22 protein-coding genes are annotated in these 25901 nt (G+C 71.9%); 7 read left to right on the forward strand and 15 right to left on the reverse strand.

Annotated elements, in window-relative coordinates; all coding sequences use genetic code 11:
- Positions 1-59 precede the first annotated feature (59 nt).
- Positions 60-827, reverse strand: a complete 768-nt coding sequence (locus QM641_RS09270) for an SDR family NAD(P)-dependent oxidoreductase (RefSeq protein WP_415115730.1) — start codon at positions 825-827, stop codon at positions 60-62.
- A gap of 3 nt (positions 828-830) precedes the next feature.
- Positions 831-2348 (reverse strand): APC family permease, encoded by a 1518-nt coding sequence (locus tag QM641_RS09275; protein WP_415115732.1) that lies wholly within the window; start codon positions 2346-2348, stop codon positions 831-833.
- 205 nt (positions 2349-2553) lie between these two features.
- Here QM641_RS09275 and QM641_RS09280 point away from each other — a divergent pair, with 205 nt between their 5' ends.
- Together QM641_RS09280 and QM641_RS09285 are read left to right on the forward strand one after the other, a co-directional pair.
- On the forward strand, positions 2554-3549 hold the full coding sequence (locus QM641_RS09280; RefSeq protein ID WP_415115733.1) for a phosphotransferase enzyme family protein: 996 nt from the start codon (positions 2554-2556) through the stop codon (positions 3547-3549).
- Between the two features lie 17 nt (positions 3550-3566).
- Positions 3567-4844 carry an aspartate aminotransferase family protein gene (locus QM641_RS09285; RefSeq protein WP_415115735.1) on the forward strand — a complete coding sequence of 426 codons (1278 nt, stop codon included), beginning with the start codon at positions 3567-3569 and terminating at the stop codon, positions 4842-4844.
- A gap of 33 nt (positions 4845-4877) precedes the next feature.
- Here the strand turns inward: QM641_RS09285 and QM641_RS09290 are convergent, their stop codons facing one another.
- The 3 genes from QM641_RS09290 to QM641_RS09300 are packed head-to-tail and all read right to left on the reverse strand — an operon-like array spanning position 4878 to position 8869.
- Positions 4878-6524 (reverse strand): amidohydrolase, encoded by a 1647-nt coding sequence (locus tag QM641_RS09290; protein WP_415115737.1) that lies wholly within the window; start codon positions 6522-6524, stop codon positions 4878-4880.
- 32 nt (positions 6525-6556) lie between these two features.
- Entirely contained in the window at positions 6557-7705 is a 1149-nt protein-coding gene (gene solA / locus QM641_RS09295; protein WP_415115739.1) for an N-methyl-L-tryptophan oxidase, read from the reverse strand.
- 24 nt (positions 7706-7729) lie between these two features.
- Entirely contained in the window at positions 7730-8869 is a 1140-nt protein-coding gene (locus tag QM641_RS09300) for a tyramine oxidase subunit B (protein WP_415115741.1), read from the reverse strand.
- A 330-nt stretch (positions 8870-9199) separates the two neighbouring features.
- On the opposite strand from QM641_RS09300, the gene QM641_RS09305 reads away from it, so the two are divergent.
- Entirely contained in the window at positions 9200-10174 is a 975-nt protein-coding gene (locus QM641_RS09305) for a phosphotransferase enzyme family protein (protein WP_415115743.1), read from the forward strand.
- Between the two features lie 422 nt (positions 10175-10596).
- On the opposite strand, the gene QM641_RS09310 is transcribed toward QM641_RS09305, so the two are convergent.
- The 3 genes from QM641_RS09310 to QM641_RS09320 form a co-directional block, all read right to left on the reverse strand.
- Positions 10597-11937, reverse strand: a complete 1341-nt coding sequence (locus QM641_RS09310) for a lyase family protein (RefSeq protein WP_415115745.1) — start codon at positions 11935-11937, stop codon at positions 10597-10599.
- Positions 11938-12248: 311 nt separating this feature from the next.
- Positions 12249-13547, reverse strand: a complete 1299-nt coding sequence (locus QM641_RS09315) for a dicarboxylate/amino acid:cation symporter (RefSeq protein ID WP_415115747.1) — start codon at positions 13545-13547, stop codon at positions 12249-12251.
- Positions 13548-13690: 143 nt separating this feature from the next.
- Positions 13691-14263 (reverse strand): GNAT family N-acetyltransferase, encoded by a 573-nt coding sequence (locus tag QM641_RS09320; protein WP_415115749.1) that lies wholly within the window; start codon positions 14261-14263, stop codon positions 13691-13693.
- 124 nt (positions 14264-14387) lie between these two features.
- Here QM641_RS09320 and QM641_RS09325 point away from each other — a divergent pair, with 124 nt between their 5' ends.
- Complete coding sequence (locus QM641_RS09325; RefSeq protein ID WP_415115751.1) at positions 14388-14960, forward strand: NADPH-dependent FMN reductase; 573 nt, start codon at positions 14388-14390, stop codon at positions 14958-14960.
- Positions 14961-15262: 302 nt separating this feature from the next.
- Here the strand turns inward: QM641_RS09325 and QM641_RS09330 are convergent, their stop codons facing one another.
- The 4 genes from QM641_RS09330 to QM641_RS09345 form a co-directional block, all read right to left on the reverse strand.
- Entirely contained in the window at positions 15263-15607 is a 345-nt protein-coding gene (locus QM641_RS09330) for a type II toxin-antitoxin system PemK/MazF family toxin (RefSeq protein ID WP_415115753.1), read from the reverse strand.
- Positions 15604-15846: a CopG family transcriptional regulator gene (locus QM641_RS09335; protein ID WP_415115755.1), complete on the reverse strand. Its 243-nt coding sequence runs from the start codon at positions 15844-15846 to the stop codon at positions 15604-15606. The genes QM641_RS09330 and QM641_RS09335 overlap by 4 nt, the downstream gene beginning before the upstream one ends.
- A 276-nt stretch (positions 15847-16122) precedes the next feature.
- Positions 16123-17406 (reverse strand): formimidoylglutamate deiminase, encoded by a 1284-nt coding sequence (locus QM641_RS09340; RefSeq protein WP_415115757.1) that lies wholly within the window; start codon positions 17404-17406, stop codon positions 16123-16125.
- Positions 17403-18602 carry an allantoate amidohydrolase gene (locus tag QM641_RS09345; protein WP_415115759.1) on the reverse strand — a complete coding sequence of 400 codons (1200 nt, stop codon included), beginning with the start codon at positions 18600-18602 and terminating at the stop codon, positions 17403-17405. Before QM641_RS09345 ends, QM641_RS09340 begins: the two co-directional genes overlap by 4 nt.
- A 157-nt stretch (positions 18603-18759) precedes the next feature.
- Between QM641_RS09345 and hutH the strand changes: the two genes are divergently transcribed.
- A complete protein-coding gene (hutH, locus tag QM641_RS09350) occupies positions 18760-20325 on the forward strand; it encodes a histidine ammonia-lyase (protein ID WP_415115762.1) in 1566 nt (521 codons plus the stop codon).
- 283 nt (positions 20326-20608) lie between these two features.
- On the opposite strand, the gene QM641_RS09355 is transcribed toward hutH, so the two are convergent.
- The 3 genes from QM641_RS09355 to QM641_RS09365 form a co-directional block, all read right to left on the reverse strand.
- On the reverse strand, positions 20609-21280 hold the full coding sequence (locus QM641_RS09355) for an RES family NAD+ phosphorylase (RefSeq protein WP_415115764.1): 672 nt from the start codon (positions 21278-21280) through the stop codon (positions 20609-20611).
- Complete coding sequence (locus tag QM641_RS09360; RefSeq protein WP_415115766.1) at positions 21270-21647, reverse strand: hypothetical protein; 378 nt, start codon at positions 21645-21647, stop codon at positions 21270-21272. Before QM641_RS09360 ends, QM641_RS09355 begins: the two co-directional genes overlap by 11 nt.
- A gap of 140 nt (positions 21648-21787) precedes the next feature.
- On the reverse strand, positions 21788-22567 hold the full coding sequence (locus tag QM641_RS09365) for an IclR family transcriptional regulator (RefSeq protein WP_415115768.1): 780 nt from the start codon (positions 22565-22567) through the stop codon (positions 21788-21790).
- A gap of 161 nt (positions 22568-22728) precedes the next feature.
- On the opposite strand from QM641_RS09365, the gene hutU reads away from it, so the two are divergent.
- Together hutU and hutI are read left to right on the forward strand one after the other, a co-directional pair.
- Entirely contained in the window at positions 22729-24426 is a 1698-nt protein-coding gene (gene hutU / locus QM641_RS09370; RefSeq protein ID WP_415115770.1) for a urocanate hydratase, read from the forward strand.
- Positions 24420-25643: an imidazolonepropionase gene (hutI, locus tag QM641_RS09375; RefSeq protein ID WP_415115772.1), complete on the forward strand. Its 1224-nt coding sequence runs from the start codon at positions 24420-24422 to the stop codon at positions 25641-25643. Before hutU ends, hutI begins: the two co-directional genes overlap by 7 nt.
- Positions 25644-25901 lie beyond the last annotated feature (258 nt).

Consider the following 25901-nt stretch of genomic DNA (forward strand, 5'->3'; position numbering starts at 1 on the left):
GTCGCGGGGCCGGGCGGGCCGGGCCGGGCAGGCGGGCGCGACGGCCCCGCCGGCGCCGGCTAGGCGGGGAACGACGACCGGCCGGTGTAGCCGAAGTCCGAGAGCAGCGTCGTGCCGTTCACGGCCCGGGCCCGGCCACTGCTGAGGTAGGCCACCGACCACGCGACGTCCTCGGCGGACTGCAGGGGGAACGCCGGGTCGTCGATGGCGTCGTCGCCCAGTCCGCGCCTGGCCATCGGCGTGTCGACGACCGAGGGGGCGACGCTGTTGACGCGGATGCCGTGCTCGTCGTACAGCTCGAACGCGAGCGCCCGGACCAGCTGCACGATCGCGCCTTTGGAGGCGTTGTAGGCGAGCATGCCCGGCACCGACACGAAGCCGGAGTCGGAGCCGATGATCGTGATCGTGCTGCCGGGGGACTGCGTCAGGTGCGGCAGCGCGGCCTTGACGGCCAGGAACACCCCGAGCACGTTGACCTCGAGCACCTCCCGGAAGCCCGCGGAGGTGACCTCGGCGACGGATGCCCCCATCTCGCCGTCGATGCCGGCGCTGACCACCAGGGCGTCGAGCCCGCCGAGCTCGCCCGCGATGCGATCGATCCCGGCGCGCACGGCGGCCTCGTCGGCGACGTCGGCCGCCGCGGTCACGACGGCGGGCCCGCCCTCGCCGAGGGTGCGGGCGGCGGCATCCAGTCGCGTCGCGGACCTGCCGATGAGGCCCACTCCCGCACCCGCGGAGCGGTAGAGGCGGGCGCACGCCAGACCGATGCCCGACGCGCCGCCGGTCACCGCGACCCGGGTGGGCAGTTGGAGGTCGATGTCGGTCACGGGTCAGCCTTCCCGCACCGCGGCGTGGCCCGCCCCGGGGTGGTCCTCGGGCAGCTCGGTGAAGTTCTCCAGGTCCTCCGACAGGGCACGGTAGGTGTCCGGCAGCTTCGTGCGCAGGTACCACGCGTGGATCAGTCCGCCGACCACGGCGGCCACGAGCAGCCACGGCAGCGCGACGACGTAGGGGGCGTCGGAGCCGGCGACGAGCGGGAAGTTCAGCAGCGCCATGATGCTGAACAGCAGCAGCGCGAGAAACCCGATCCCCGGTGCGATGAACGTGCTCCACAGGCGCGGGTCGCGCGCCCGACGGAAGTAGACGACCACGGACAGCGCCGCGATCGCCTGCACGATCATGACGGCCAGCGTGCCGAAGCCGAGGCCGACCGGCACCAGGGTGACCACGGGCGGAAGGGGATTGCCGTCGGCGTCGGTCTCGCCGGCCACGGCGAAGATCGCGGCGACGATCAGTGCGAACACCAGGTTCACGATGAGGGCGCGCTGCGGTGCGCCCTTCGCGTTGGTCTTGGCGAGCCAGCGCGGCAGCACGCGCGCCCGGCCCAGGGCGTACAGGTACCGCGCGGCCGAGTTGTGGAACGCGAGCTGGGCGGCGAACAGGCTCACCACGAGCAGGATGAGCCCGATGAGGCCCATGACCGGGCCCAGGAACTCGTCGAACAGCGTGAGGGTGAGGTCGCCGGCGGCCAGGTGCTCCAGCGACACGCTCTGCGCGTCGCCGACCCCCACCGCGCTCGCGATCGCCCACGCCACGAACGCGTGCAGGACGCCGATGATGATGATGGCGAGATAGGTCGCGCGCGGGATCGTCTTGCGCGGTTCGCGCGCTTCCTCTCCGAACAGCGCCGTGGCCTCGAACCCGATGAAGGCCGTCGCGACCAGGAGCAGCCCGATCCAGATCGACCCGCCGGTCAGGATCTCCGGGCTCAGCGCGTCGGTGAACGCGGCGAGGTCGAAGCCCTGCTGGGCCAGCACGGCGAAACCGAAGGCGAGCAGGATGAGGGTCTCCAGGACGAGGGCGATGCCCAGCACCACGGCGCTCACGTGCACGCCGGAGCGGGCCAGCAGGAAGACGATGACGAACATGATGAGCCCGGCCGGGTACCAGTGCAGCTCGATGCCGAACAGGGTCGGCAGGGCGACCGCGCCGGTGAAGAACCCGAGGGTTCCGAGGGCCCCGGCGACGAACCCGTTGTAGCCGATCGTCGCGATCATGCCGGTGATCAGGCCCGCAGGGCGCCCGAGGCCCTTGACGGCGATGGCGTAGAAGCCGCCGGCGTTGACGAGCTCCTTCGTCATCTGCGCGTAGCCGGCGGCGAACAGCAGCAGCGCCGCCGCCACGATGATCACCGCGACGGGCGTGCCGCCGCCGTTGCCGAAGGCGATCGCGAGGGGCAGGACGACGATCGCGACGGTGACCGGCGCGACGGCGGCCAGCACGAGGAACACGATCGCGGCCACGCCGAGCTTGTTGTGGGCGAGCTCTCCCGTCGAGGAATCGGCCATGGTTGCTCCTTCGGTGTCGATCCGACGAGTCTGTGACGCGTTGCCCGGGATGCTACGCCCGCAGGCGCGTCGTGCGACAGGCCGTCGCGGTCATTCTTGCGCCCGAAGCACACGTTCGTGCGCTCCGCGCACAGTGACTCCGGTGCCGTCGGAGAGGATGGAGGCCGGGTCGCCGAAGTGCTCCCGAGTCGGAGAGGATGGAACGATGGATGCCAGCATCGCCCGCGCCGAGCGCATCGCGCGCTCCGCGCTGCCGGACTTCGACCTCGCCACCGGGGCCACCCTGACCTTCGTCAAGCACCGCGAGAACACGGTCTTCCGCGTCGAGTGCGCACAAGGCCGGTTCGCCCTGCGCATCGCACGCCCCGGCTACCGCACCGATGCCGAGATCGAGAGCGAGATCGCGTACGTCCGGGCCCTGCGCGCGCACGGGATCGATGCGCCCGACTACCGCGCCGTGCGCGGTGGCGGCTCGTTCGTCGTCCGCGAGGTCGACGGGCTGCGCTTCCCGGTGGTCGTGCAGCGCTGGCTCGACGACGGTGCGCCGCTGGAGGACATCGCCAACGCGGTCGACGGCACGAGCTCCCTCACCCCCGAGGACTTCGCCGCGCTCGGCGGACTGGCCGCGCACATGCACGAGGCGGCCGGCGTCATCGGCCTCCCGCCCGGGTACGACCGGCCCGCGTGGGACGCGGAGGGCCTGGTCGGACGCGGCGCGCTCTGGGGCGACCCGGGCGGGCTCGCCGAGCATTCCGACGACGACCTGCGGGTGCTGCGCGCCGCGGCCGCGTCGCTGACCCGGGTGCTGACGGATGCCGGCACCGATGCCGAGGTGTATGGCGTGCTGCACGCCGACTTCACGCCGGAGAACGTCATGCGCCGCGCCGACGGCTCGCTCACGCTCATCGACTTCGACGACTTCGGCGAGGGCTGGCACGCCTTCGACCTCGCGACGACGCTGTTCTTCTTCCAGTTCCATCCGCGTTACCTCGAGTACCGGGCGGCCCTCGAGGACGGCTACACGCGTGCCCGGCGCGTGCCCGAGCGGACGCTCGCGCTGCTCGACGCGCTGATCCTCGCGCGGGGCATGACCTATCTAGGTTGGGCGGCGGCCCGCCGCGGCGACGACACGGCGGAGTTCCTGGTCGCCGACGTCCGGCCGTTCGTGCTGGAGCTCGCCCGCCGTCACCTCTCCGCTTGATTCACGAAGGAGGACTCATGTCCGACGCCCCGACCCTCCGCGAGCGCCGAAACCGCACGCTCGGACCGTACTCGCCGCTGTTCTACTCCACGCCGTTGCACGCGGTGTCGGCATCCGGAGTGTGGATCACGTCCGCCGACGGCTCGCGCTACCTCGACGCCTACAACAACGTGCCGTGCGTGGGTCACGGCAATCCGCGCGTCATCGCCGCCGCGGCCGAGCAGTGGGCGACCCTGAACGTGCACACCCGGTACCTGAACGAACGGGTCGTCGACTATGCGGAGCGGTTGCTCGCGACCTTCGACGGCGACCTCGACCGGGTCCTGTTCACCAACAGCGGCTCCGAGTCGAACGAGCTCGCCCTGCGCATCGCGCAGCAGCTCACCGGCAGCACCGGGGTGATCGTGTCCGACTTCAGCTACCACGGCAACACCCGGGCGCTCGCGGTCCTGACGACCGGGCTGCAGGTCAAGGAGCCTTTCGGCGCGCACGTGCGCGCGGTGCGCATTCCCGACGCCGTGGGCGACGCGGCCGCGGGGGTGCTCGCCGATGCACTCGCCGAGGTGGATGCCGCGATCGCGTCGCTGCAGGCGGCGGGTCACGGGGTGTCGGCCGTGCTGTTCGATCCGTCGTTCTCGACCGAGGGGCTCAACAACGTGCCGGAGGGCTATGTCGCGGGGCTCGTGGAGCGTGTCCGCGCCGCCGGCGGGGTGGTCATCGCCGACGAGGTGCAGTCCGGCTTCGGGCGCATGGGAGAGGCGCTGTGGGGACATCGGGTCGTCGGCATCCACCCCGATCTGGTCACGCTCGGAAAGCCCATGGGAAACGGGCATCCGATCGGGGGCGTCGTGACCAGCGAGCGCGTGCTGGATGCCTTCGGCTCGCAGAACATGTTCTTCAACACGTTCGCGGGGAACCCGGTGTCCTCGGCGGTGGGGCTCGCGGTGCTCGACGAGATCGCCGATCGCGGGCTCGTCGAGCGGGCGGCCTCGTTGGGTGCGGTCGCCCGCGAGCGCATGGAGAAGTACACGGCGTCGCTTCCGCAGGTGAAGGCGGTCAAGGGACGGGGCCTGTTCTTCGGTCTCGAGCTCGTCGACGCCGCGGGCGCCCCGGATGCCGCGGGCGCGCGCGACCTGGTCGAGGGGATGTACCGCCGGGGCGTGCTGATCAGCCGCATCGGCCCCGGCGACAACGTGCTGAAGATCCGGCCTCCGCTGGTCATCGACGACGAGGAGTTCGGGATCGTGCTCGGCACGCTGGAACAGGTGCTCGCCGAGGGCGACCGGACGCGTTGAGACCGGGCGCGACGCGCCTGCGCGTGCGGCCGTTCAATCGGCGGCGAACACGCGCCGCCCGGCGAACCACGTCTCCCGTACGCGCGTGTCCACGATCCGGTCGGGCGGGCCGGCCACGAAGTCCCGGTCGAGGACGATGAAGTCGGCGGACTTGCCCGGCTCCAGCGAACCGGTCTCGTGGCCGAGGCCGATCATGCGGGCGCCGTTGATCGAGAACACCTCGTGCGCCTCGGCGGGGGTGAGTCCCTGTTCGGCCCACAGCGTCCCGGGGGCTCGCCCCCGCGGGTCGGCGCGCGTGACCAGCCCCTGCATCCCCTCGAACGGATCGGGGGACTCGCTCACCGGCCAGTCCGACCCGGCCGCGACCAGGGCGCCCGCATCGACCAGGGAGCGATTGGGCTGCAGGTGCTCGCCTCGGTCGGCGCCGAGCACGGCGGCGAGGGCCTCGGGGATGACCCCTGGGAACCACAGGAACGGAGAGATCTCCGCGCCGACCCGGAGTCGCACGAGCCGCTCGATGTCGCCCGGGCCCAGGAACTGGCCGTGGGCGAGCTGGAACGGCGTGTCCGCGAACCCCTCGCCGCGCAGCTGCTCGACCACGTCGAGCAGCAGCTTCGCGGTGCCGTCGCCGGTGCAGTGCACCTTCGCGCCGAGGCCGCGCTCGGCGACCATGCGCAGCCAGCCGTAGAGCTCCTCGGCATCCATCGTCGTCGCGCCGTGATAGTGCGCGCCGTGCAGGTCGTCGGGAAGGTAGGGGTCGAGGAAGAACGAGGTGCGCGACGGGGGGATGCCGTCGAGGAAGATCTTCACGAAGTCCGGTCGGTGGTGCGCGCTGCGGAACTGCGCGCCCGCATCGACGAGGGGCTGACCGATCGGGGCGAACCCGAAGATGTCGTCGTTGATGGTCAGGCTCGACACCACCCACGCGTCCAGCTCTCCGGCGGCGTCGAGGCTCTGCAGCGCGGCGACGATGTCGAGCGACGCCGCCGCGTCCTGGAATGCCGTGATGCCGAAGGCGCTCAGCCGTTCGATGCCACGCCGCGATGCGCGCCGGTACTGGTCGGGCGCGAGCCCGCCGCCGGAGGTGTGGGCCTGCGCGACCGGCAGCCCCGCCGCCTCCAGCAGCACGCCGGTCGGCTCGCCGTCGACGGGGTCGAGGAGGGTCACTCCTGCGGCCGGGATCGACCCCTTCCCGATCCCGGCGAGCTGCATCGCGCGCGTGTTCGCCCAGCGGTTGTGGTGGCTGTCGTCTGCCAGCATGACCGGACGCCCGCCGGCGGCCCGGTCCAGCCGCGCCCGCACGGCGGAGCTGTTCAACTCGTCCATGAGCGTGGCGCCCCACGACCCGCCGGTGATCCAGGCATCGTCCGGGAGCGTCGCCGCGTGGGCGCTGACGCACTCGAGCACCCCGTCGAGGCTCAGCGACGAGCTGAACGACAACTCGAACAGCTCGGTGATGCCTGTGATGGCGTGGTGGTTGTGCGCGTCCACGAACCCGGGGTAGACGGCGTGCCCGGTGAGGTCGCGCACCTCGGTCTCGGGCCCGCGGTGCGCGAGCACGTCCGAGAGCCCTCCGACGGCCAGGATGCGGCCGCCCGCGAACGCGATGGCCTCGGCGACAGGGCGGGAGCGGTCCGCGGTGCGGACCAACGCCCCGGTGAGGATGAGATCTGCGGTCATGTCGATCCTTTCTGCGCGCTCGGCGCCACGGGTCAGCCGATGCTTCGGTGCGCGAACAGGGTGAACCGCTCGTGCTGCCACACGCTCGACCCGGTCGTGGCCAGCTCGGCCACGGCGAGGCCGTAGACCGGGATGAACTTGAAGCCGTTGCCGCTCATGCCCGCCGCGACCACGATGCGGCCGTCGGCGACCGTGTCGATCACGGGGGCCTTGTCCGGGCTCTGCGAATCGGGATGCACCGACCAGCGCACCGGCTCGGGCACGAGGTCGGGGATCATCCGCTGCGCCTGCTCGCCGGCCCAGCGCAGCGTTTCCGGCGAGACCTCGGTGGCGCGGTCGCGCACATCGGCGACCTCGGGCAGGACGATGTGGGGGCAGATCTTGATGCTGAACCCGTCGAGGGTCGGCACGCCGAAGGCGTGCACGTCGGAGGCGCCCGGAACGGTCAGGTCGCGCATGAAGCCGGGGAACCGATCGGGCGTGAACCACTCGGGGTGGCGGGGCATGAGCCACGTGAGGGTGAAGCTGGCCACCGAGAGCAGGTCGCGCAGCTCCGGCAGCACCCGAGCCGTCCACGGCCCCGCCGTCACGATCGCGCGGCGGGCGTGGAACTCGTGATCGGCCGTGCGCACGATCACACCGGCATCCGTCGCCTCGATCGCGGTGACCTCCGCGTCGGCGACGATCGAGGCGCCGTGACGTAGCGCCTGCTCCTGCGCGGCGAGCACGGCGGTCTCGGGGCGCATCGCGCCGCCGAGCAGGTCCAGCACACCCACGTCGCCGTCGTCGACGTGGAACTGCGGATATCGCCGGCGCAGCGCCTCGGCGTCGAGCACCTCGTGCGGCAGGTCGTAGTCCTTCGCGGACCGCAGCGTCGCGCCGAGATCCTCGTGGTCGCCCGGAGCGAGGTGCAGCGCACCGACCGGCAGCAGCACGTCGCGGCCCGATGCCTCGGCGAGCTCGAGCCACAGCTCGCGCGCGCGTAGGAGAGCGGGCGTGTAGAGCGCGCCCTCCTTCGCGGCGACGCGGAACAGCCGGGACTCCCCGGCATACGCGCCGGCGGCATGCACCCGGCCGAACTGCTCGACCCCGACCACCGAGTGGCCTTGGCGCGACAGGTGCCACAGCGCCATCGACCCCACGGAGCCGAGTCCGACCACGACGACGTCGCTCTGTGTCATCGGGAGATCCCCTCTCGTCGTCGCTCAGGCAAGGGCGGGGCGGTCCCACAGGTTCAGCGGAACGCCGATCCCCTCCGCGACGGCCCGGCGGTACACCGTCGTGCCCCACGCGACGTCTTCGACCGGCATCCCGCCCACCGACATGAGGACGATCTCCTCGTCGTCGCGGCGCCCGGGGGTGGCGCCGCCGACGATCGCGGTGAGGTCGTCGAGGTCGTCGGGGGCCAGCTCGCCGTCGTGGATCAGGTCCATGAAACGCGCTCCGATCATCGGCACGGTGTGATGCAGCGGGTACGGGATCTCCTCCGCCCACGCCTCGTACAGTCCGAGGCTGTCGACGACCTTGCGCACCGACGGCCCCAGCATCGCGTCGTCGACGTTGCACAGCGACGGCATGCCGAGGAAGGCGCCCGGCTTGACCCAGTCGTGCTGGACCGTCGGATACGTCGCAGGGTCGCCGCCCGCGCCGGAGGTGCAGAAGGTCACGATGTCGCTGTCGCGCACGGCCTCCTCGATCGTGTCGACCTCGGTGACCGTCGGAATCTGCGGGAACTCCCGGGCGACCCACTCGGCGAAGGCGCGGGTGCTGCCGCTGCTGCGCCCCTTGATCTTCACCGTGTCGATCCCCGGACGCGCGGCGACGAACGCGGCGAACGTGGTCCTGGCCATGACGCCGGGGCCGACGACGCCGACGGTGCGGGAGTCCTCGCGGGAGAGGTAGCGGGCCCCGACCCCGGGGATGGCGCCGGTGCGATACGCCGAGAGCAGGTTCGCCGACATGAGCGCGAGGGGAGCGCCCGTGTCGGTGTCGTTGAGCATGAACATCAGGATCGAGCGGGGCAGACCCTTCTCGCGGTTGGCGATGTTGGAGCCGTACCACTTGCAGCCGGTCGTCCCGAAGGAGCCGCCGAGATAGGCGGGCATGGCCATGAACCGTCGGTCGGCCGTCGGCTCCGGCATGTTCGGGAACGGCGAGTTCTCGGGGAAGGTGACCATCGCGCCGTGCGAGTCGGCGTTGGATCCCGCCATCCGGTAGTCGCCGGCGTGGAGGAGCCGGAAGCACTCCTCCATCGCATCGACGCACGCGGGCATGTCGGTCACCCCGGCGCGGATCATGTCCGGTTCGGAGAGGTAGATGAAGTCGATCTTCGGCAGCGGCGACATGGTTGGCTCCCTTTCGTCGCCACCATTGTGCGACGCGATCGGTGCATTCTGCTTGACTCAGCGCGCACGGTCTGTGCGAGCGCAGCCGGGGGCGATTCGCGGTGGTGTGGCGATCGCGGTCATCCCTTTCCTCAGCAGGGTTGGCCCGGCATCCGACACCAACGTCGGAGAGTCGCGCCAACTTCGGGGGATTTCGGCGAGATCCTCCGAAGTACGTGCGATCCTCCGAACTTCGGGGCCCTCGCAGACCGGCGGTCGGCGTGGATTCTCGGCGGGCGATCGGCGCCGCCCCCTTGTCGTCGGCGGATGCCGGCGGGCACAGTGGTCGGCATGACCACCGTCCGCAGCCAGATCGCGCACCGCAGAACGGTCGCGCTCGCCGCGCTGCGCGAGTATGCGCTGCCGGCGGGCGCGTTGCGGTTCGTGAACCACGGCGAGAACACGACCTTCCGGCACGAGAGCGAGGCCGGGCGGTTCCTCGTGCGCGTGCACCGGCCGCAGCGCCACGGGCGCGACATCGACTCGGCGCTCGCGATCAGGTCGGAGCTGGCCTGGCTGCAGGCGTTGCGTGCGAGCGCCGGGCTCGAGGTGCCGGAGGTGCTCCCGGCATCCGACGGCCGCGCCGTCGTCGGGGTCGAGGTCGACGGTGCTGTCCTGCAGTGCTCGGTCCTGCGCTGGATGGACGGCCGCATCGTCGAGGCCTCTCCGCGCCCGATCCACCTGGAGCGGGTCGGCGCGGCGATGGCGGAACTGCACCGGCAGGCGGATGCCTGGACCCGGCCCGCGTGGTTCACGCGCATCCACTGGGACCACGAGACGTTCTTCGGCGACGTGATGGTCCATGGCGAGGTGTCCGCGGGCGGGTGCTGGGACCTCCTGCCCGTGGCCCTGCGGACGAGGTTCGAGGCCGTGCGGGAGCGGTTGGGTCCGATGCTCGCCGACGAGCGGGATGCCGGGCTGATCCACGCCGACCTGCACCTGGGCAACGCGGTCTTCGAGGCCGGACGGGTGAAGCTGATCGACTTCGACGACTGCGGGTTCGGGCCGCGGATCTACGACGTGGCGGTGGCGCTGTGGGAGCAGCGTGACCGGGGCGACTACCCGCGGTTCCGCGACGCGCTGCTGGCGGGGTATCGCTCGGTGCGGGCCCTCGACACCGCCCGCCTCGACGACTACATCGCGCTGCGGCAGGTCGCATTCCAGCTTTGGCATACGGGCATGGCTCGCACGAACCCGGCATTCGCCGAGAGGCGGGCGCAGATCGAGGAGTGGTCGCAGCACATGCTCGACGTGGTCGGCGCCTGAGACCCGGCGCCGGCGGTCGGGCGTCGCGGGTCGGGCGCCTGGCGCCGCGGTTCCCCGCGGTCCTTGTTCGCTTGCCCTGGATGTACGGCCCCCGGCATCCGACACCAACGTCGGAGAGTCGCGCCAACTTCGGAGGATCTCGTCGAAATCCTCCGAAGTACGTGCGATCCTCCGAACTTCGGGGCCTGCGATCAGCGACCGACCGCGCGTCTGCGCTCCGGCGGGTGCGCACGGCCACACGGCCGCTCGTCGGGTAGTCGGGGGCGGCAGTTGTCGCGGAGAAGCGGTGGCGCCACTTCCCTGCGATGGCGCCTTATATATGAACCGCCATCGCAGGGAAGTGGCGCCCACACCTCAGACAGGCGCGCACCGGGCAGAAAGGTGTCGCCAACAGCACGGCCGTGGGACCGCGAGCGACGGCCTCACCCCTCGGCGAGCAGTGCCCGCACGCGGGCCGCCGTCTCGCGCGCGAGGCGCGGGCTGAGGCCGATGTGCCGTTCCGGGTCGAGCAGCACACCGAGCTGCTCCGGGGCCAGTGCGCCGGTCACCGCCGGGTCGGCGGCGAGGACGTCGGCGAACAGGGCGCCGGTGGTCGCCGCGTGCGTGGCGGCATGGTGAACGACGGTGTGCGCCTCCTGGCGCCCGATCGTCTCGGCCAGGCGCATCATGACGGCTTCGGCGCTGATCAGGCCGCGCGTGAGATCGAGGTTTGCCCGCATCCGCTCCGGATCGATCCGCAGTCCCGACAGCATCCGCCCGAGACCGAGCAGCACGGCGTCGAGGAGCGTGGCGGACTGCTCGACGGCGCGGTCCATCATCGCCGACCGGGTGCCGTCGACCTCGTGCGCCTGGATCGTCGCCTCGAGCGCGAGCGGGACGAGAGCCCTGACCTGGGCGGCACCGGTGACGATCGACATGGATGCCTTCGCGTTCCGCTTCTGCGGCATCGTCGAGCTCCCCACGTCTGTGTCCGAGAGCGCTTCCTCGACCTCGCCGAACTCTGCGGACATCAGGCGGATCACCTCTTCGGCCACGGACTGCGCGCTTGCGGCGATCAGGCCGAGCAGGCACACCCACTCGGCGAAGTGGTCGACGATCGCACGGGACGGCACATCCATCGGTGTCAGACCGACGCGCTCGGCGACCCCGCGCTGGATCTGCGGGCCCCGTTCGCCGAACGTCGCGAAGGTGCCGGCGGCGCCCCCGGTCATCGACACGAACAGGCGTGGCTCGATCGCCCGCATCCGCTGCAGGTGGCGCGCGAACACATCCGCCCACACGGCGGCCTTGTATCCGAAGGTGATGGGCACCGCGTGCTGGCCGTGAGTGCGCCCTGCCATGACGGTGTCGGCGTGCGTCTCGGCCATCGCGGCCAGGACCGCGAGGACGCGCTCCACCCGCTGCGTGAGCACGCGGTGGGCGTCGCGGATGCCGATGGTGTCGCCCGTCTGCTGGATGTTCTGCGTCGTCGCGCCCCAGTGCACCCAGCCGCCGTGCTCGGGCCCGGCCAGCTCGGCGAGCGCGGCGACGAGGGGGACCATCACATGGCCCGCCGCGTGCTCGCCGGCGACGAGGGCGTCCTCGTCGACGTGCGACATGTCGGCGTGCGCCGCGATGGCCGCGGCCGCCTCGGCGGGCACCACGCCGGCATCCGCCTCCGCCAGCGCCAGGGCCGCCTCCACGTCGAGCCAGCGCTGCCGCCGCGCCCGCAGAGTGAAGAGGGCGCTCACGGCATCCGGTGCTGGTTCGTCGGCCTGGGTCATCTCATCCGTCCTGACTGGAGTCGTCGGCGCTCCCGGGATCGCTGCATCGTGAGCTGTTGTGGATGCCATTCTCGCCGTCCCCGAGCGCGGTGCCTGAGAAGGCCACGCAGTCGCGCGGACCGGGCATCCGAACGTCGGAGAAGTCGACGAACTTCGGAGGATCTTCACGAAATCCTCCGAACTTCGCGCGATTCTCCGACGTTCGTGGGGTGGTTGAGGCCGACGAGCGGCTTCTCCGACGTTCGTGGGGTGGTCGCGGGCCGGTGGGCGGCTTCTCCGAGTTCGTGGGATGCCGGAGGCGGGCCGGCGGGTCAGTCCGCGGCATCCGCCTTCTCGAACTGCTCCTTCATCGCGTCGAGATCGAGGGCGTCGGTCTCGACCGCCTTCTTGCCCTCGTAGACGTCGCGATCGATCTCGCCACCGGGGTTGGCGACGAGCATGGCAACGAAGGTGTCGCCGTTGACGTTGAGGAAGGTGCGGAAGATGCCGGCGAACCAGTCCACCGCGATCAGCAGTCCCACCGCCTCGAAGGGCAGCCCGAGCGAGGTCGCGAGGAACATCGCGACGACCGGGAAGCCGCCGGGCACGGTGATCGTGCCCATGTTCAGGAGGATGGCCAGCGACATCCCGAGCACGATCGTGCCGAAGTCCAGGGTGATGCTGCCGGACTGGGCGAGGAACATCACCACGATCATGTAGTTGAGCACGGCGCCGTACGACCCCATCGTGAGCCCGACCGACAGGGTGAAGTTGGCGACGCGCTGGCTGACGCCGACCTTCTCGATCGCGGTCTTGAGCACGGTCGGGAACGTCACGGCGGAGCTCGTCGTGGTGATCGCGATCATGGTCTGGTCGCTGAGCTTGGCGGGGAGCCTCGCGGGGTTGAGGCCGGTGCGCAGCCACACGACGAGCACGAACAGGGCGAGCACGATCAGCACGCCGAGCAGCGTCGAGCCGAGGTACTTGAGCGCGCTGGTGACCACGGCGAACCCGACGGTGCCGGCGAGGTTGGCGAGCAGGCAGAACACGCCGATGGGCGCGATGAGCATCACGAACCGGATCATGGTGAGCACGACCTGCTGCAGCTGGTCGAAGAAGTCGAGCAGGAGCCGGTTTCCCGACTTGGTCATATACGCGTTCAGCGCGACGCCGAACAGCAGCGAGAAGATGATGATCGGCACCATCGTGGCCGTCGACATGGCGGCGAAGATGTTCGTGGAGACGAAGTTCAGGAGAGTGTCCTGCCAGCCGGTGGCCTCGCCGACCGACTCCTCCAGCGCGGGATCGACGCCGCCCGAGAAGTCGATGCCGGCACCGGGCTGGATGATGACGCTGATCCCCCAGGCGATGAGGGCGGCGATGACCGAGAACCCGATCATCCACTTGAAGGTGCGGAAGGCCATCTTCCCCATGCCCGACCCGGTCATCGAGCCGGTCGCGACGATGACCGACGACATCACGAGTGGGACGATCGCCATCTGGATGAGTCGGATGAACATATCGCCGACGAATTTGAGGTTAGCGGCCCACTCTCCGACGATGAGGCCGAAGGCGATGCCGAGGATGGCGGCGCCACCGATCTGCAGCGCCGGGTTCTTCAGGGCTTTCATGGGGTGCTCCGAGTCGTCATGGCGCCGCCCTGGGGCAGGCGGCGGCGATGGGACCCAACGTAGGGACGCGGCCGGGCGCCCTGGCCTCATCCGGCGAGAAGTAACAGGGGTTTTACGTGGCGGCCCCGGCTGTAATCAGCCGGTTACCGCGGGCCCCCGGTGGCGCGCCACGAGCCGAGCGGCTCGTCGGCGACGTCTTCGTCGGTCTCTTCGGCTCCGACGACGACAAATCCGCGCGCGCGGTAGTTCGCGAGGGCGGTCGGTCCGTCCAGTGTGCAGGTGTGCACCCAGACGCGCACGACGGGCGGCAGGCCGGATCGCTCCGGCACGGTCCACGCGGCGCGGATGCCGTGTTCCAGCAGGCATCCGCCGAGCCCTTGTCCGATCGCCGCCTCGGCGAGGCCGAAGTAGCGCAGCTCGACGCTCGTGCCCTCCGCGACCGGCTGCGGCTGCAGGTGCACGTACCCGAGCGGGATGCCGCCGCCGTAGAGGATCCAGAACTCGGTGCCGGCCACGGCGAGCTCGTCGGTCCATTGCTGCCGAGACCAGGCGAGTCGGTCGGTCCAGTGCCAGGGTCCGCCGACGAGGCCATAGAGGAACCGCGCATACTCGGGCGGCACGTCGGTGGCGCGGTCGAGACGCACGCCGGCGGGGAACGGGCGGGCAGGCGAGTCGGGTGCGGCGAGCATCTCGAGGGTGGTGGTCGTGACCTTCACGGGGTTCCCTTCGGGTCGTGTCGTCACACTATCCGGATCGAGTCGAGAAACTCGGAATAGATGCGCGTGCATGCATGTTGCCTGATCGCGAACCACAGAGTGGCACCAGAGAGGAACTCCCCGCATGTCCCAGAAGATCGGCTACATCGTCGGCTCACTGTCCAAGGAATCGATCAACCGCAAGCTCGCGAAGGCTCTCGCCCGGCTCGCCCCTGAGGGCGTCGAGCTCGTGGAGATCCCGATCGGAGAGCTTCCGCTCTACAACCGTGACCTCGACGCCGACTACCCGCCGGTCGCCCGGGCGTTCAAGGACGCCCTCGCGGCGGTCGACGGCGTGATCCTGGTCACGCCCGAGTACAGCCGCTCGATACCCGGCGCGCTCAAGAACGCCCTCGACTGGGCCGCGCGCCCGTGGGGCACCAGCTCGTTCGCCCGCAAGCCCACCGCGGTCATCGGCACCTCCGGCGGAGGAGTCGCCACCGCGGCCGCGCAGCAGCACCTGAAGGCGATCCTGCTGCACATGGACGCGATCGTGCTCGGCCAGCCGGAGGGCTACGTCCAGTCCACGCCCGGCCTGATCACCGACGACGGCGAGGTCACGAGCGCGGACACCGCCGAGTTCCTGGCCGGGTACGTGCAGGCGTTCAGCGACCTGATCGCGCGCGTGCAGGCCTCGCGCGGCGTCACCGCCCGCTGACGCGGCGGCGTTCTCCGGTCCCGCGCGGTTCGCGCGATGAACCTCGTACCCGTGGAGCCGCCGCGTGTGACGGCGAGACGGTCGCGGCCGAGCTGTGGGCCGTGATCGTCGCCGCCGGGGAGCCGAGCATGCGGCATCCGCTCGTCGTCGTGATCGACGGACTCCTTCCCGCGCGAGTCACTGCTCTCTCACGCGAGTCACTGCCTTGCCTGCGAGTCACTGCGCTGGAGGGCAGTGACTGGGCGTTAAGGCAGTGACTCGGCGGGATGGGTGGTGCGGATGCCGGGACCGGCGCAGACGGGTCAGATGCCCATGACGAGCCGGATGCCGGCGGCGACCCTGCTCCCGAGATAGCCCGGAAGGTGCCCCGCCGGGTAGGGGTCGAGGAACTCCCGGCTCACCGGCCCGACCTGCGAGACGACTGCGACCGAGTCGCGGTCGAGCCCAGAGGCATCCGCGGGGACGAGCACGTTCCCGGGGAACCCTTCGAGGGCGAGGTTCGAGGTCAGCGGAACCACGAGAACCGTCGCGATGTCCGACGCGAGCAGCCAGTCCTCCTGCATGACGATCGCCGGCCGCACCTTCGCCGGCTCCGAGCCTCTCGGCGAGCCGAAATCCACCCAGACGATGTCGCCGTGTGCGATCACCAGTCGCTGCCCTCGCTCGCGATGCGCTGCGACTCCTCCAGGAACAGGTCGTCGTGCGGCTGGCCCGCCCGGGCGATCGCCGCGTTGGCGAGCGCCGTCAGCTCGGCACCTCCCTCCAGCTCGTCTGCGAGCCGCTGGCCGGCAAGGCGATAGAACTCCGACCGGTTCATGCCGTGGCGGGAGGCCACGCGGTCGAATCGCTCGAAGTCCCGGTCGGGCATGGAGATCGCGGTCTTCATAGCAAGAGTATAACCAGTATTACTCGCGAGTGTCCTGACTCTCCCGCCGCACTTCGCGTCGTGGCCATGCTCGCCGCCGCCAGTGACTCCCTCCTCGCGCGCCGCCGCTCTCCCGCGCGAGTCACTGCTCTCCCGCGCGAGTCACTGCTCTCTCACGCGAGTCACTGCCTTGCGTGCGAGTCACTGCGCTGGAGGGCAGTGACTGGGCGTTAAGGCAGTGACTCGGCGGGATGGGGTGGGGTGGATGCCGGGTCAGACCCCGGCGCGGGGCCGGGCTCAGGCGCGGAGGCGGCCGCCGATGACGACCGCGGCCACGTCGGCGGCGGTCGCGGACAGCACGAGCTGTCCCGGATCGCTACCGGCGGTGCGGAGGGATGCCGGGTCCACCGCGATCAGGTCGCACAGGGCTCCCACGCGCAGCGAGCCGACGGCTCGTCCGGTGCTCGCCGCGCCGCCGCGCGTCATCGCGGCGACCAGCTGGGCGGGAGAGAACCGCCCGCGCATGCCCGCCGCCAGGCGCTCGCCGTGCTCGAGCGCGCGGGCCTCCAGCAGCGGGTCGACGACCGCGTGCTGGTCGGTTCCCAGGGCGATGCGGCATCCCGCATCGGCGAGCCGCCGAGCCGGGCCGATGCCGTCGCCGAGATCGGCCTCGGTCGTCGGGCACATCACGATCGTCGCGCCCGCAGCCCCCAGCAGCTCGATGTCGCGCTCGGTGAGGTGCGTCGCATGCACCGCCGACAGGCGCGGGCTCAGCAGCCCGTGCTCGGCGAGCAGCTCGACGGGGGTGAGCCCAGTGGCCGCGAGGCACGCCTCGTTCTCGGCGGGCTGCTCGGAGACGTGGATGTGCAGCGGCGCCTCGTCGGCGAGAGCGTCGGCGACGGATGCCAGTTCGCGCACCGGCACCGCGCGCACCGAGTGCAGCGCCGCGCCGACCTTGACCTCGTCGGGTGAGAACTCCGCGCCAATGCGCTCGCGCAGCGCCGCGAGCCGGTCGAGCCAGCGCCGCGCCGACCCGTCGCCGAAGCGCACCTGCTCGGGCAGCAGCGCGGCGCCGAAGCCGCTGGACAGATAGCACGTGTCGAGCAGGGTCAGCCGGATGCCGGTGGCCCGGGCCGCCCGCGCGAGCGCGAGCTCCATCGCGTGCGGCTCAGAACCCGGCCCGCCCGCCGCCCCGTAGGGCGTGCCGTCCGGCCGGTGGTGCACGTAGTGGAACTCGGCCACCGAGGTCCAGCCGGTCGCGACCATCTCGGCGTACGCCGCGGTGGCGATGCGCTCGTAGCTCTCCGGCGTCAGCGCCGCAGCCTCGCGGTACATCAGCTCGCGCCAGGTCCAGAAGCTCCCGCCGCCTGAGTGCGTGCGACCCCGCAGCAGCCGGTGGAACGCGTGCGAGTGCGCGTTGACCGCCCCCGGGTAGACGACGCCGGGCAGCGCGACATCGCCGGGCGCCCGCTCCGCGCCGCACGAGATCGCGGTGATGCGGCCCGCGTCGTCGCAGGCGATGCGGACGTCGTGCGCGACGGCATCCCCGATCCACGCCTGCGCGGCCCAGAACGCGGTCACGACAGCATCCCCTGCAGCACGTCGGCGAGGGCGACCGCGGAGTGATCGACGTCGGCGTCTTCGGCGTCTTCCTCGGGGGAGTGCGAGATGCCGGTCGGATTGCGCGTGAACAGCATGCCGCTCGGGACGAACTCCGACAGGATGCCGGCGTCGTGTCCCGCGCCGGTCCCCAGCAGCGGCGCTCCGCCGAGGGCCGTGGACAGCTCGGCGGCGAGGTCCCGGTTGAAGCCCACCGTCGGGCTCCACGACTCCTCGCGCAGCTCGACCGTGCAGCCGTGCAGCGCGGCGAGCTCGGCGCACGCGGCATCGACGCGCGAGACGAGGGCGAGGGTCACGGCGTCGTCCGGATGCCGGGCGTCGATCCAGAAGCTGACCGCCGAGGCGATCACGTTGGTGCCCCCGGGGAAAGGCTCGAAGCGGCCGACCGTCGCCCGGGCATCCGGCGTCTCCCTCGCGAGGGCGGCGACGGCGCCGACCATCGCGGCGGCCGCGACCACCGGATCGGCGCGGTCGGTCATCGCCGTGGTGCCGGCGTGGTTGCCCTGCCCCTGCACGCGCACGCGCCAGCGCCCGTGCCCGAGGATCGAGCTGCCGACGCCGATCGGCTGGTTCAGGTCGACGAGGCCGCGGCCCTGCTCGATGTGCAGCTCGACGAAGCGGCCCACGCGTGCGAGGGTCTCGTCGTCGCGGCCGAGGTGGGCGGGATCGATGCCGTTGCGTGCGAAGACGTCGGCGAGCGTGTCGCCGTCCGCATCGGTGAGCGCGCGGGCGCGATCGGGGTCGATCTTTCCGGTCAGCAGGCGCGAGCCGAGGCACGCGACGCCGAAGCGGGAGCCCTCCTCCTCGGGGAAGACCGCGATCGCGAGCGACCGGCGCGGCGCGACGCCCCGGGCGCGCAGCACATCGATCGCCTCGAGTGCGGCGGCGACGCCGAGCGGTCCGTCGAAGGCGCCCCCGCCGGGCACAGAGTCCAGGTGGCTGCCGGTCACGATGGATCCGGACGCCGGAGCCCCCCACCAGGCCCACACGATGCCGTTGCGGTCGGTCTCGACGTCGAGGCCACGGCGCTCCGCCTCACCGACGAACCAGGAGCGCAGATCGAGCTCGGACGGCGACAGCACGGGCCGGTAGTAGCCGCCCGACCGCGGGTCGCGGCCGACGCTGCGGATGTCGTCGAGCAGCCGGGTGACGCTCATGGTGCTCCTCTCCAGGGGGCCGTTCCCGGCCCTGACTCCACGGTAGGAGCCCGGTCCGCGGAGGGCACGGGGGCACGTCCACGCGCTGTCCGGTATCCCGGACGGAAGCGCGGATGCCGGCATCCCGCACCGCCGCGTCATCGGGTGAGATCGAAGCATGAGTACGCACACGCCCGCCCCCGTCGTTCTCGGGGTCTCCCCGCTGACCGTCGCCGACGTCGTCGCCGTCGCCCGCGACGACGCCCCGGTCGTGATCTCGGCCGAGGCGCGCGAGCGGATCGAGGCGAGTCACCGGGTCATCCAGGAGCTCGCGAACGACACCCGGCCGCACTACGGCGTCTCGACCGGGTTCGGGGCGCTCGCGAAGGTGCAGATCCCCGTCGAGAAGCGGCAGCAGCTGCAGCGGAGCCTCATCCGCTCGCACGCCGCCGGGAGTGGGCCGGAGGTCGAGCGCGAGGTCGTCCGGGCGCTCATGCTGCTGCGCCTGAACACCCTCTCCAGCGGCCGCACCGGGGTGCGGCCCGTCGTCGTGGACACGTACGCCGCGATCCTCAACGCGGGCATCACGCCGGTCGTGCACGAGTACGGCTCGCTCGGCTGCTCGGGCGATCTCAGCCCGCTCGCGCACTGCGCGCTCACGCTGCTGGGCGAGGGCGACGTGCGGGTCGACGGTGCTCCGCAGCCCGCGTCCGATGCCCTGGCCGCGGCCGGGATCGAGCCGATCGTCCTCGCCGAGAAGGAGGGGCTCGCTCTCATCAACGGCACCGACGGCATGCTCGGGATGCTGTGCCTCGCCCTCCACGACCTCGCCGGGCTCCTGCGGGTGGCCGACATCGCCGCCGCGGCGAGCGTGGAGGCGCTGACGGGGACCGATGCCGTGTTCGCCGCCGACCTGCAGGCGCTCCGGCCGCACCCCGGCCAGGCGGCGGCGGCCGGGAACATCCGGCGCGTGCTGGCCGGCTCCGGGCTCATCCAGCGTCCGCGCGAGGGCGAGTTCACGCGCGTGCAGGACGCGTACTCGCTGCGCTGCGCCCCGCAGGTGCACGGTGCCGTCCGCGACACCGCCGCCCACGCCGAGCGCGTCGCCGACGTCGAGCTGCGCTCCGCGATCGACAACCCGGTCGTGCTGCCCGACGGGCGGGTCGAGTCGAACGGCAACTTCCACGGCGCCCCGGTCGGGTACGTGCTGGACTTCCTCGCGATCGCCGTGGCCGACCTCGCCAGCATCTCGGAGCGGCGCACCGACCGCCTGCTCGACGTCGCCCGCAACCACGGCCTGCCGCCGTTCCTCGCCGCCGACGCCGGCCTCGACTCGGGGCTCATGATCGCGCAGTACACCGCCGCGGGCGTCGTGTCGGAGCTGAAGCGGCTCGCGGCACCGGCATCGGTCGACTCGATCCCCTCGTCGGCGATGCAGGAGGACCACGTCTCGATGGGCTGGCACGCCGGGCGCAAGCTGCGCCGGAGCATCGACGGCGCCGCCCGCGTGCTCGCGATCGAGCTGCTCGCCTCGACGCGGGCCCTCGACTTCCGGCGGGTGTCGGTGCCGGATCAGGCGCCGGCGGCGGCGACGGCGGCCGTGCTGGCGCTGCTGCGCACCCGCATCCCGGTCGCCGACACCGACTCGTTCCTCTCGCCGACGATCACCGCCGCGCACGAGTTCGTGGTCGCCGGAGACGTGGTCGCGGCCGTCGAGGCGGCGCTCGGGGCGCCGCTGGACTGACACGCCCCGGCGGCGGAGTCGGCCGCTCGGCCATGAGCGGCTGCGCATAATTCAGGCAGAACGTGGTTTCGCGCGGGATTTCCCGGCCCGCCCGCGCGGATTGCCTGAGTTATGCGCACCGTCAGCGTCTCGAGGGCCGCGCGCCGTGCGGGGAGTGAACGGGCGGGCGTCGCCGACTCTTTGACGTGGGGGAGTATCCGGCCGCAGCTCAGCGCCGGCCGTGGATGCGCACCGTCAGCGTCTCGGTCGCTGCGCGCCGTGCGGGGACCAGGCGAAGACCGGCTCAGGACACGACGATGTCCAGCTGCGTGGCGACCTCGTTCAGAGCCTCGTCGTCTCGCCCGATGTCCAGCTCCGACACGAGACGCACAGCAGTGCCGTCGAACACCGCCCAGCATTCCTGCGATCCAATGCGGGAGCTGTAGCGGATGCCGCTGTAGCAGCCTTGCCCGTGCTCGTCGACACGGGTGTAGACCCAGCCGGCGAGTGCCCGCGTGAGCGTCCTGCTCGGACCGCGCACCAGAGCGATGTCAAGGCTCCCGACACCGAGCGCACGCAAGACGTCGGAGGCTTCCCGGGTCAGGAAAGCGTGCGTGGCGGGATGGTCGATGTCGACGAAGGGACGCGGATCCACCAGCTGCAGCGCGCGCAGCCTGCGCGAAGCCCGCCACTCGCGGGGCAGGGCTCCGTACGGCACGCGTCCGGGCTCCAGGCCCTCGGCGTCGAGCTCGGCGACGAGCGCCGACGGGCGGAACTGGGCGATCGTCTCCGCGTAGGCGCCGCGCGGATCGGATGCCGCGTACAGGACCCCGCCGCCCGGGACGTCGAAGCGGTTCCCCGCCCGATCGGACTCGGCATCGACCGGACTGATCCGCGAGAACCTCAGGGCCGTGGTCGCCCGTTCGACCCGCCAGAGGCGCTCCGGCGCCTCGACCTGGCGCGGCTCAGCCGGCATTCACGAACGCCCGGGCCGCCGCCATCGCGTCGCGGCCGCGGCCCTCGCGCAAGGCTTCGACGGGGGACTCGTCGTCGAGTTGCGGGTTCATGCCCATGAACCAGGCGCGAACGACCTCGTCGGGCTCCACCTCGCTGAGCACCTGGGCGATCTGGAACGCATCGCGCAGCAGGTCTTCCTCGCGGGCGGGGGGCTCGGCGTCGCCGGCCGCCCACCGAGTGACGGCGCGCGGAGTGCGCCCCACGAGCACCGCCAGCACGTCGCGGCCGAGCACTGCCCGTAGACGCCCGACGATCTCAGGGATCGCCGACGCCACGGCCTGCCCATGAGCACTGCGCCTCGTCGGCCGGTCCATCACGCTGGTCATGACGCCATCCTAGCTCGTCTCGTCGAATGACGCTCAATATATCGTCTAGAACGTCTTCTAAAATGTCCCGCTATCTGTCCTCTCTTGTGACCGGGCGGGCGTCGCCGACTCTTTGACGTGGGGGAGTATCCGGCCGCAGCTCAGCGCCGGCCGTGGATGCGCACCGTCAGCGTCTCGGTCGCCGAGCGCACCTCGGCGGCCAGCGCGGCGAGCCGGTCGTCGGGCACCTCGCCGTCGCGGAAGGTGACCGCGATCGCGGCGACCGGCCAGCGGCGGTGGTCGAGCACGGCGACGGCGACCGAGGAGAAGCCCGGCGTCACCGAGCCGCGCTCGAGCGCGAAGCCGCGCGTCGAGGTCGCGTCGAGCACGCTGCGCAGCTTCGAGTAGCGGTCGATGCCGTCATCCCCGGCATCGTGGAGGTTGACGAACGCCTCGCGGCCGGGGAACAGCGCGCGCACCTGCGCCCTCGGCAGCGCCGCGAGAATCGCCCGCCCGCTCGCCGTCAGCTGCATCGGCAGCCGCACGTCCACGTCCGAGACGAGCGCGGGCGCTCCCTTGGCCCGCTCCTCGACGAGATACAGCACATCGCGGCCGTGCGGCACGGCGAGATGGCCGCTGAGCCCGACGCGGTCGACGAGCCCGGCGAGGAGGGGACGGCCGAGGCGCGCGAGCGGCTCCTGCCGCGCGTACGCCGAGCTCAGCTCGAACGCGGCGATCCCGAGCCCGTAGCGGCGCTCCTCGGGCAGGTGCATGACGAACCCGTGCTCCTGCATCGTCGCCAGCAGGTGGTAGACCGTCGAGCGAGGAAGGCCCAGGCGGGTCGCGATCATGCTCGCCGCCAGCGGCCCGCGCGAGGCCGCGAGCAGGCTCAGCACCCGCAGGGTCTGATCGGCCGCGGGCACCTTGGGCGGGCTCGTCATGCCCGGAAGCCTACTGTCCCGCGCCGCGGGTGCACATCTGGTATCCCAGACACCGGCGGAGCGGATGCCGTTGTCCCCGGCATCCGCTCGCGCTGGAATGGGATCAAGACGCACACGCGCCCCGAACGCGCACACGCGCCCCGAACGCGAGAGGACCGCACATGACACTGCCCGGCGCCCGCCCCGTCCGCGCCCCGCGCGGCACCGAGATCTCCGCCAAGAGCTGGCAGACCGAGGCCCCGCTGCGCATGCTCATGAACAACCTCGACCCCGAGGTCGCCGAGCGGCCCGACGATCTCGTCGTGTACGGCGGCACCGGGCGCGCCGCGCGCAGCTGGGCCGCGTTCGACGCGATCGTCGAGACGCTGCGCGACCTGGAGGACGACGAGACTCTGCTCGTGCAGTCCGGCAAGCCGGTGGGCGTGTTCCGCACGAACCGGTGGGCGCCGCGCGTGCTGATCGCCAACTCGCACCTGGTCGGCGACTGGGCGACCTGGCCCGAGTTCCGCCGCCTCGAGGCCGAGGGCCTGATCATGTACGGGCAGATGACCGCCGGGTCGTGGATCTACATCGGCACCCAGGGCATCCTGCAGGGGACGTTCGAGACCTTCGCCGCGGTCGCCCGCAAGCGCTTCGGCGGCACGCTGGCCGGCACCCTCACCCTCACTGGAGGCTGCGGCGGCATGGGCGGCGCGCAGCCCCTGGCCGTCACGCTCAACGACGGCGCGTGCCTCATCGTCGACGTCGACGAGACGCGGCTGCGCCGCCGCGCCGGCAAGCGGTACCTCGACGAGGTCGCCGACGACCTCGACGACGCGATCGCGAAGGTGCAGGCCGCGAAGGCCGAGAAGCGCGGCTGGTCGGTCGGGCTCGTCGGCAACGCCGCCGAGGTGTTCCCCGAGATCCTCCGCCGTCACCGCGCGGGCGAGCTCACCGTTGACATCGTGACCGACCAGACCAGCGCCCACGACCCGCTCAGCTACCTGCCGATCGGCTACTCGGTCGACCAGTGGCACGAGCGTGCGGTACGCGACCCCGAGGGGTTCACGCGCGACGCGCGGGCGGCGATGGCCGCGCAGGTGCGCGCGATGGTCGAGTTCCAGGATGCCGGTGCCGAGGTCTTCGACTACGGCAACTCGATCCGCGACGAGGCCCGCCACGGCGGGTACGACCGGGCCTTCGAGTTCCCAGGCTTCGTGCCGGCCTACATCCGGCCGCTCTTCTGCGAGGGGCTCGGTCCGTTCCGCTGGGCGGCGCTGTCGGGCGACCCGGAGGACATCCGGGTGACCGACGAGGCGATCCTGGAGCTGTTCCCCGAGAACGAGCACCTGCACCGCTGGATCCGCGCCGCGCAGGAGCGCGTCGAGTACGAGGGCCTCCCCGCCCGCATCTGCTGGCTCGGGTACGGCGAGCGGGCCCGCGCGGCCGTGCGCTTCAACGAGCTCGTCGCCGAGGGGCGCATCTCGGCGCCCATCGTGATCGGGCGCGACCACCTCGACTCCGGCTCGGTCGCCTCGCCGTATCGCGAGACCGAGGCGATGGCCGACGGGTCCGACGCGATCGCGGACTGGCCGCTGCTGAACGCCCTGACGGCGACCTCCTCCGGCGCGACCTGGGTGTCGCTGCACCACGGCGGCGGCGTCGGCATCGGCCGCTCGATCCATTCCGGGCAGGTCTCGGTCGCCGACGGCACTGAACTCGCGGCCGAGAAGCTGCAGCGGCTGCTCACCAACGACCCGGGCATGGGCGTCATCCGGCACGTGGATGCCGGGTACCAGCGCGCCGTCGACGTCGCCCGCGAGCGCGGGGTGCGCGTGCCGATGGAGCCGGTGATCCGCAACACCGACCAGGCATGGTGATGACCGGAGAGCGGTCGCTGCTGATCGACCGGATCGGCGAGCTGACGACCAACGACGACGCCGGGGAGGATCGGCTGCACGACGCGGCCGTGGTCGTCGAGGACGGCCGCATCGCCTGGGTCGGGTCGGCGGCGGACGCCCCGGCCGCCGATGAGCGGTTCGACGCCGATGGCCGGGCGGTGCTGCCCGGGTGGGTGGACTCCCACACGCACGGCGTGTTCGCGGGAGACCGCACCGCGGAGTTCGAGGCGCGCATGGCCGGTGAAGCGTATGCCGCCGGAGGCATAAACGTGACCGTGGCAGCGACGCGGGCGGCATCCGATGCCCAGCTCGGCGCGAATCTCGCCCGCCTCGTGGCGGAGGCGCAGCGCGGGGGCACCACGACGATCGAGACGAAGACGGGGTACGGGCTCACTGTCGCGGACGAGGTGCGCTCGGCGCGCGTCGCCGCGGAGCGGGTGGACGCCGTCACATTCCTCGGAGCGCATGTGGTGCCGAGCGGGACCGACCCGGAGGAGTACCTGGACCTCGTGACCGGCCCGATGCTCGACGCCGTGGCACCCCTCGTCAGCGCCGTCGACGTGTTCTGCGAGCGCGGGGCGTTCGACGAAGAGGCATCCGCCCGCGTCCTCCGGTCGGCGGGCGCGCACGGGCTCGCCACGCACGTGCACGGCAACCAGCTCGGGCACGGCCCGGGGGTGCAGCTCGCCGTCGCGCACGGCGCGCTGAGCGTCGACCACCTCGGCTTCCTCGATGATGCGGATGTCGAGGCCCTCTCGGGGTCGTGGGCGGGCGGTACCCGTGGCACCGTCGCGACGGTACTGCCCGCCTGCGACCTCTCCACGCGCGTGCCGCTCGCGCCCGCCCGGCGGCTCGTCGACGCCGGCGCGGTGCTGGCGATCGCCTCGAACAGCAACCCGGGCACGTCATACACCTCGTCGATGGGCTTCTGCGTCGCGACCGCGGTGCTGCAGATGGGGCTGACGATCCGCGAGGCCGTGCGGGCTGCGACTCTCGGCGGCGCGATGGCGCTCGGGGTGCACGAAGACGGCTGGACCGATCCGCGCGGCATCCGTCAGCCTGCGGTCGGGGCGATCCGTCCCGGCGCGCGCGCCGACCTTCAGGTGCTCGACGCCCCGTCGGTGACGCACCTGGCCTATCGCCCCGGGATGCCGCTGACCGCTGCCGTCTGGCGCGCCGGCATCCGCCTACTCTGACCCTGGGTCCGCGCTCCCGCGCTCCCGCGCTCCCGCGCTCCCGCGCCCCCGCGCTCCCGCGCCGGCGCCGGCCCCCGCGCTGTCCCTCTCCCCGCGAGACTTCATCTGTGCGCCGAGAATGCACGCTGGGCATGCAGTCTCGGCGCACCAGTGCAGTCTCGCGGTCGGTGGTAGGGCCGGGCGGGGGCGCGGGGCGTAGGGCCGGGCGGGGGCGCGGGGCGTAGGGCCGGGCGGGGGCGCGGGAGCGCGGAAGCGCGG

This window comes from Microbacterium sp., assembly GCF_047605725.1.
Classification (GTDB): Bacteria; Actinomycetota; Actinomycetes; order Actinomycetales; family Microbacteriaceae; genus Microbacterium.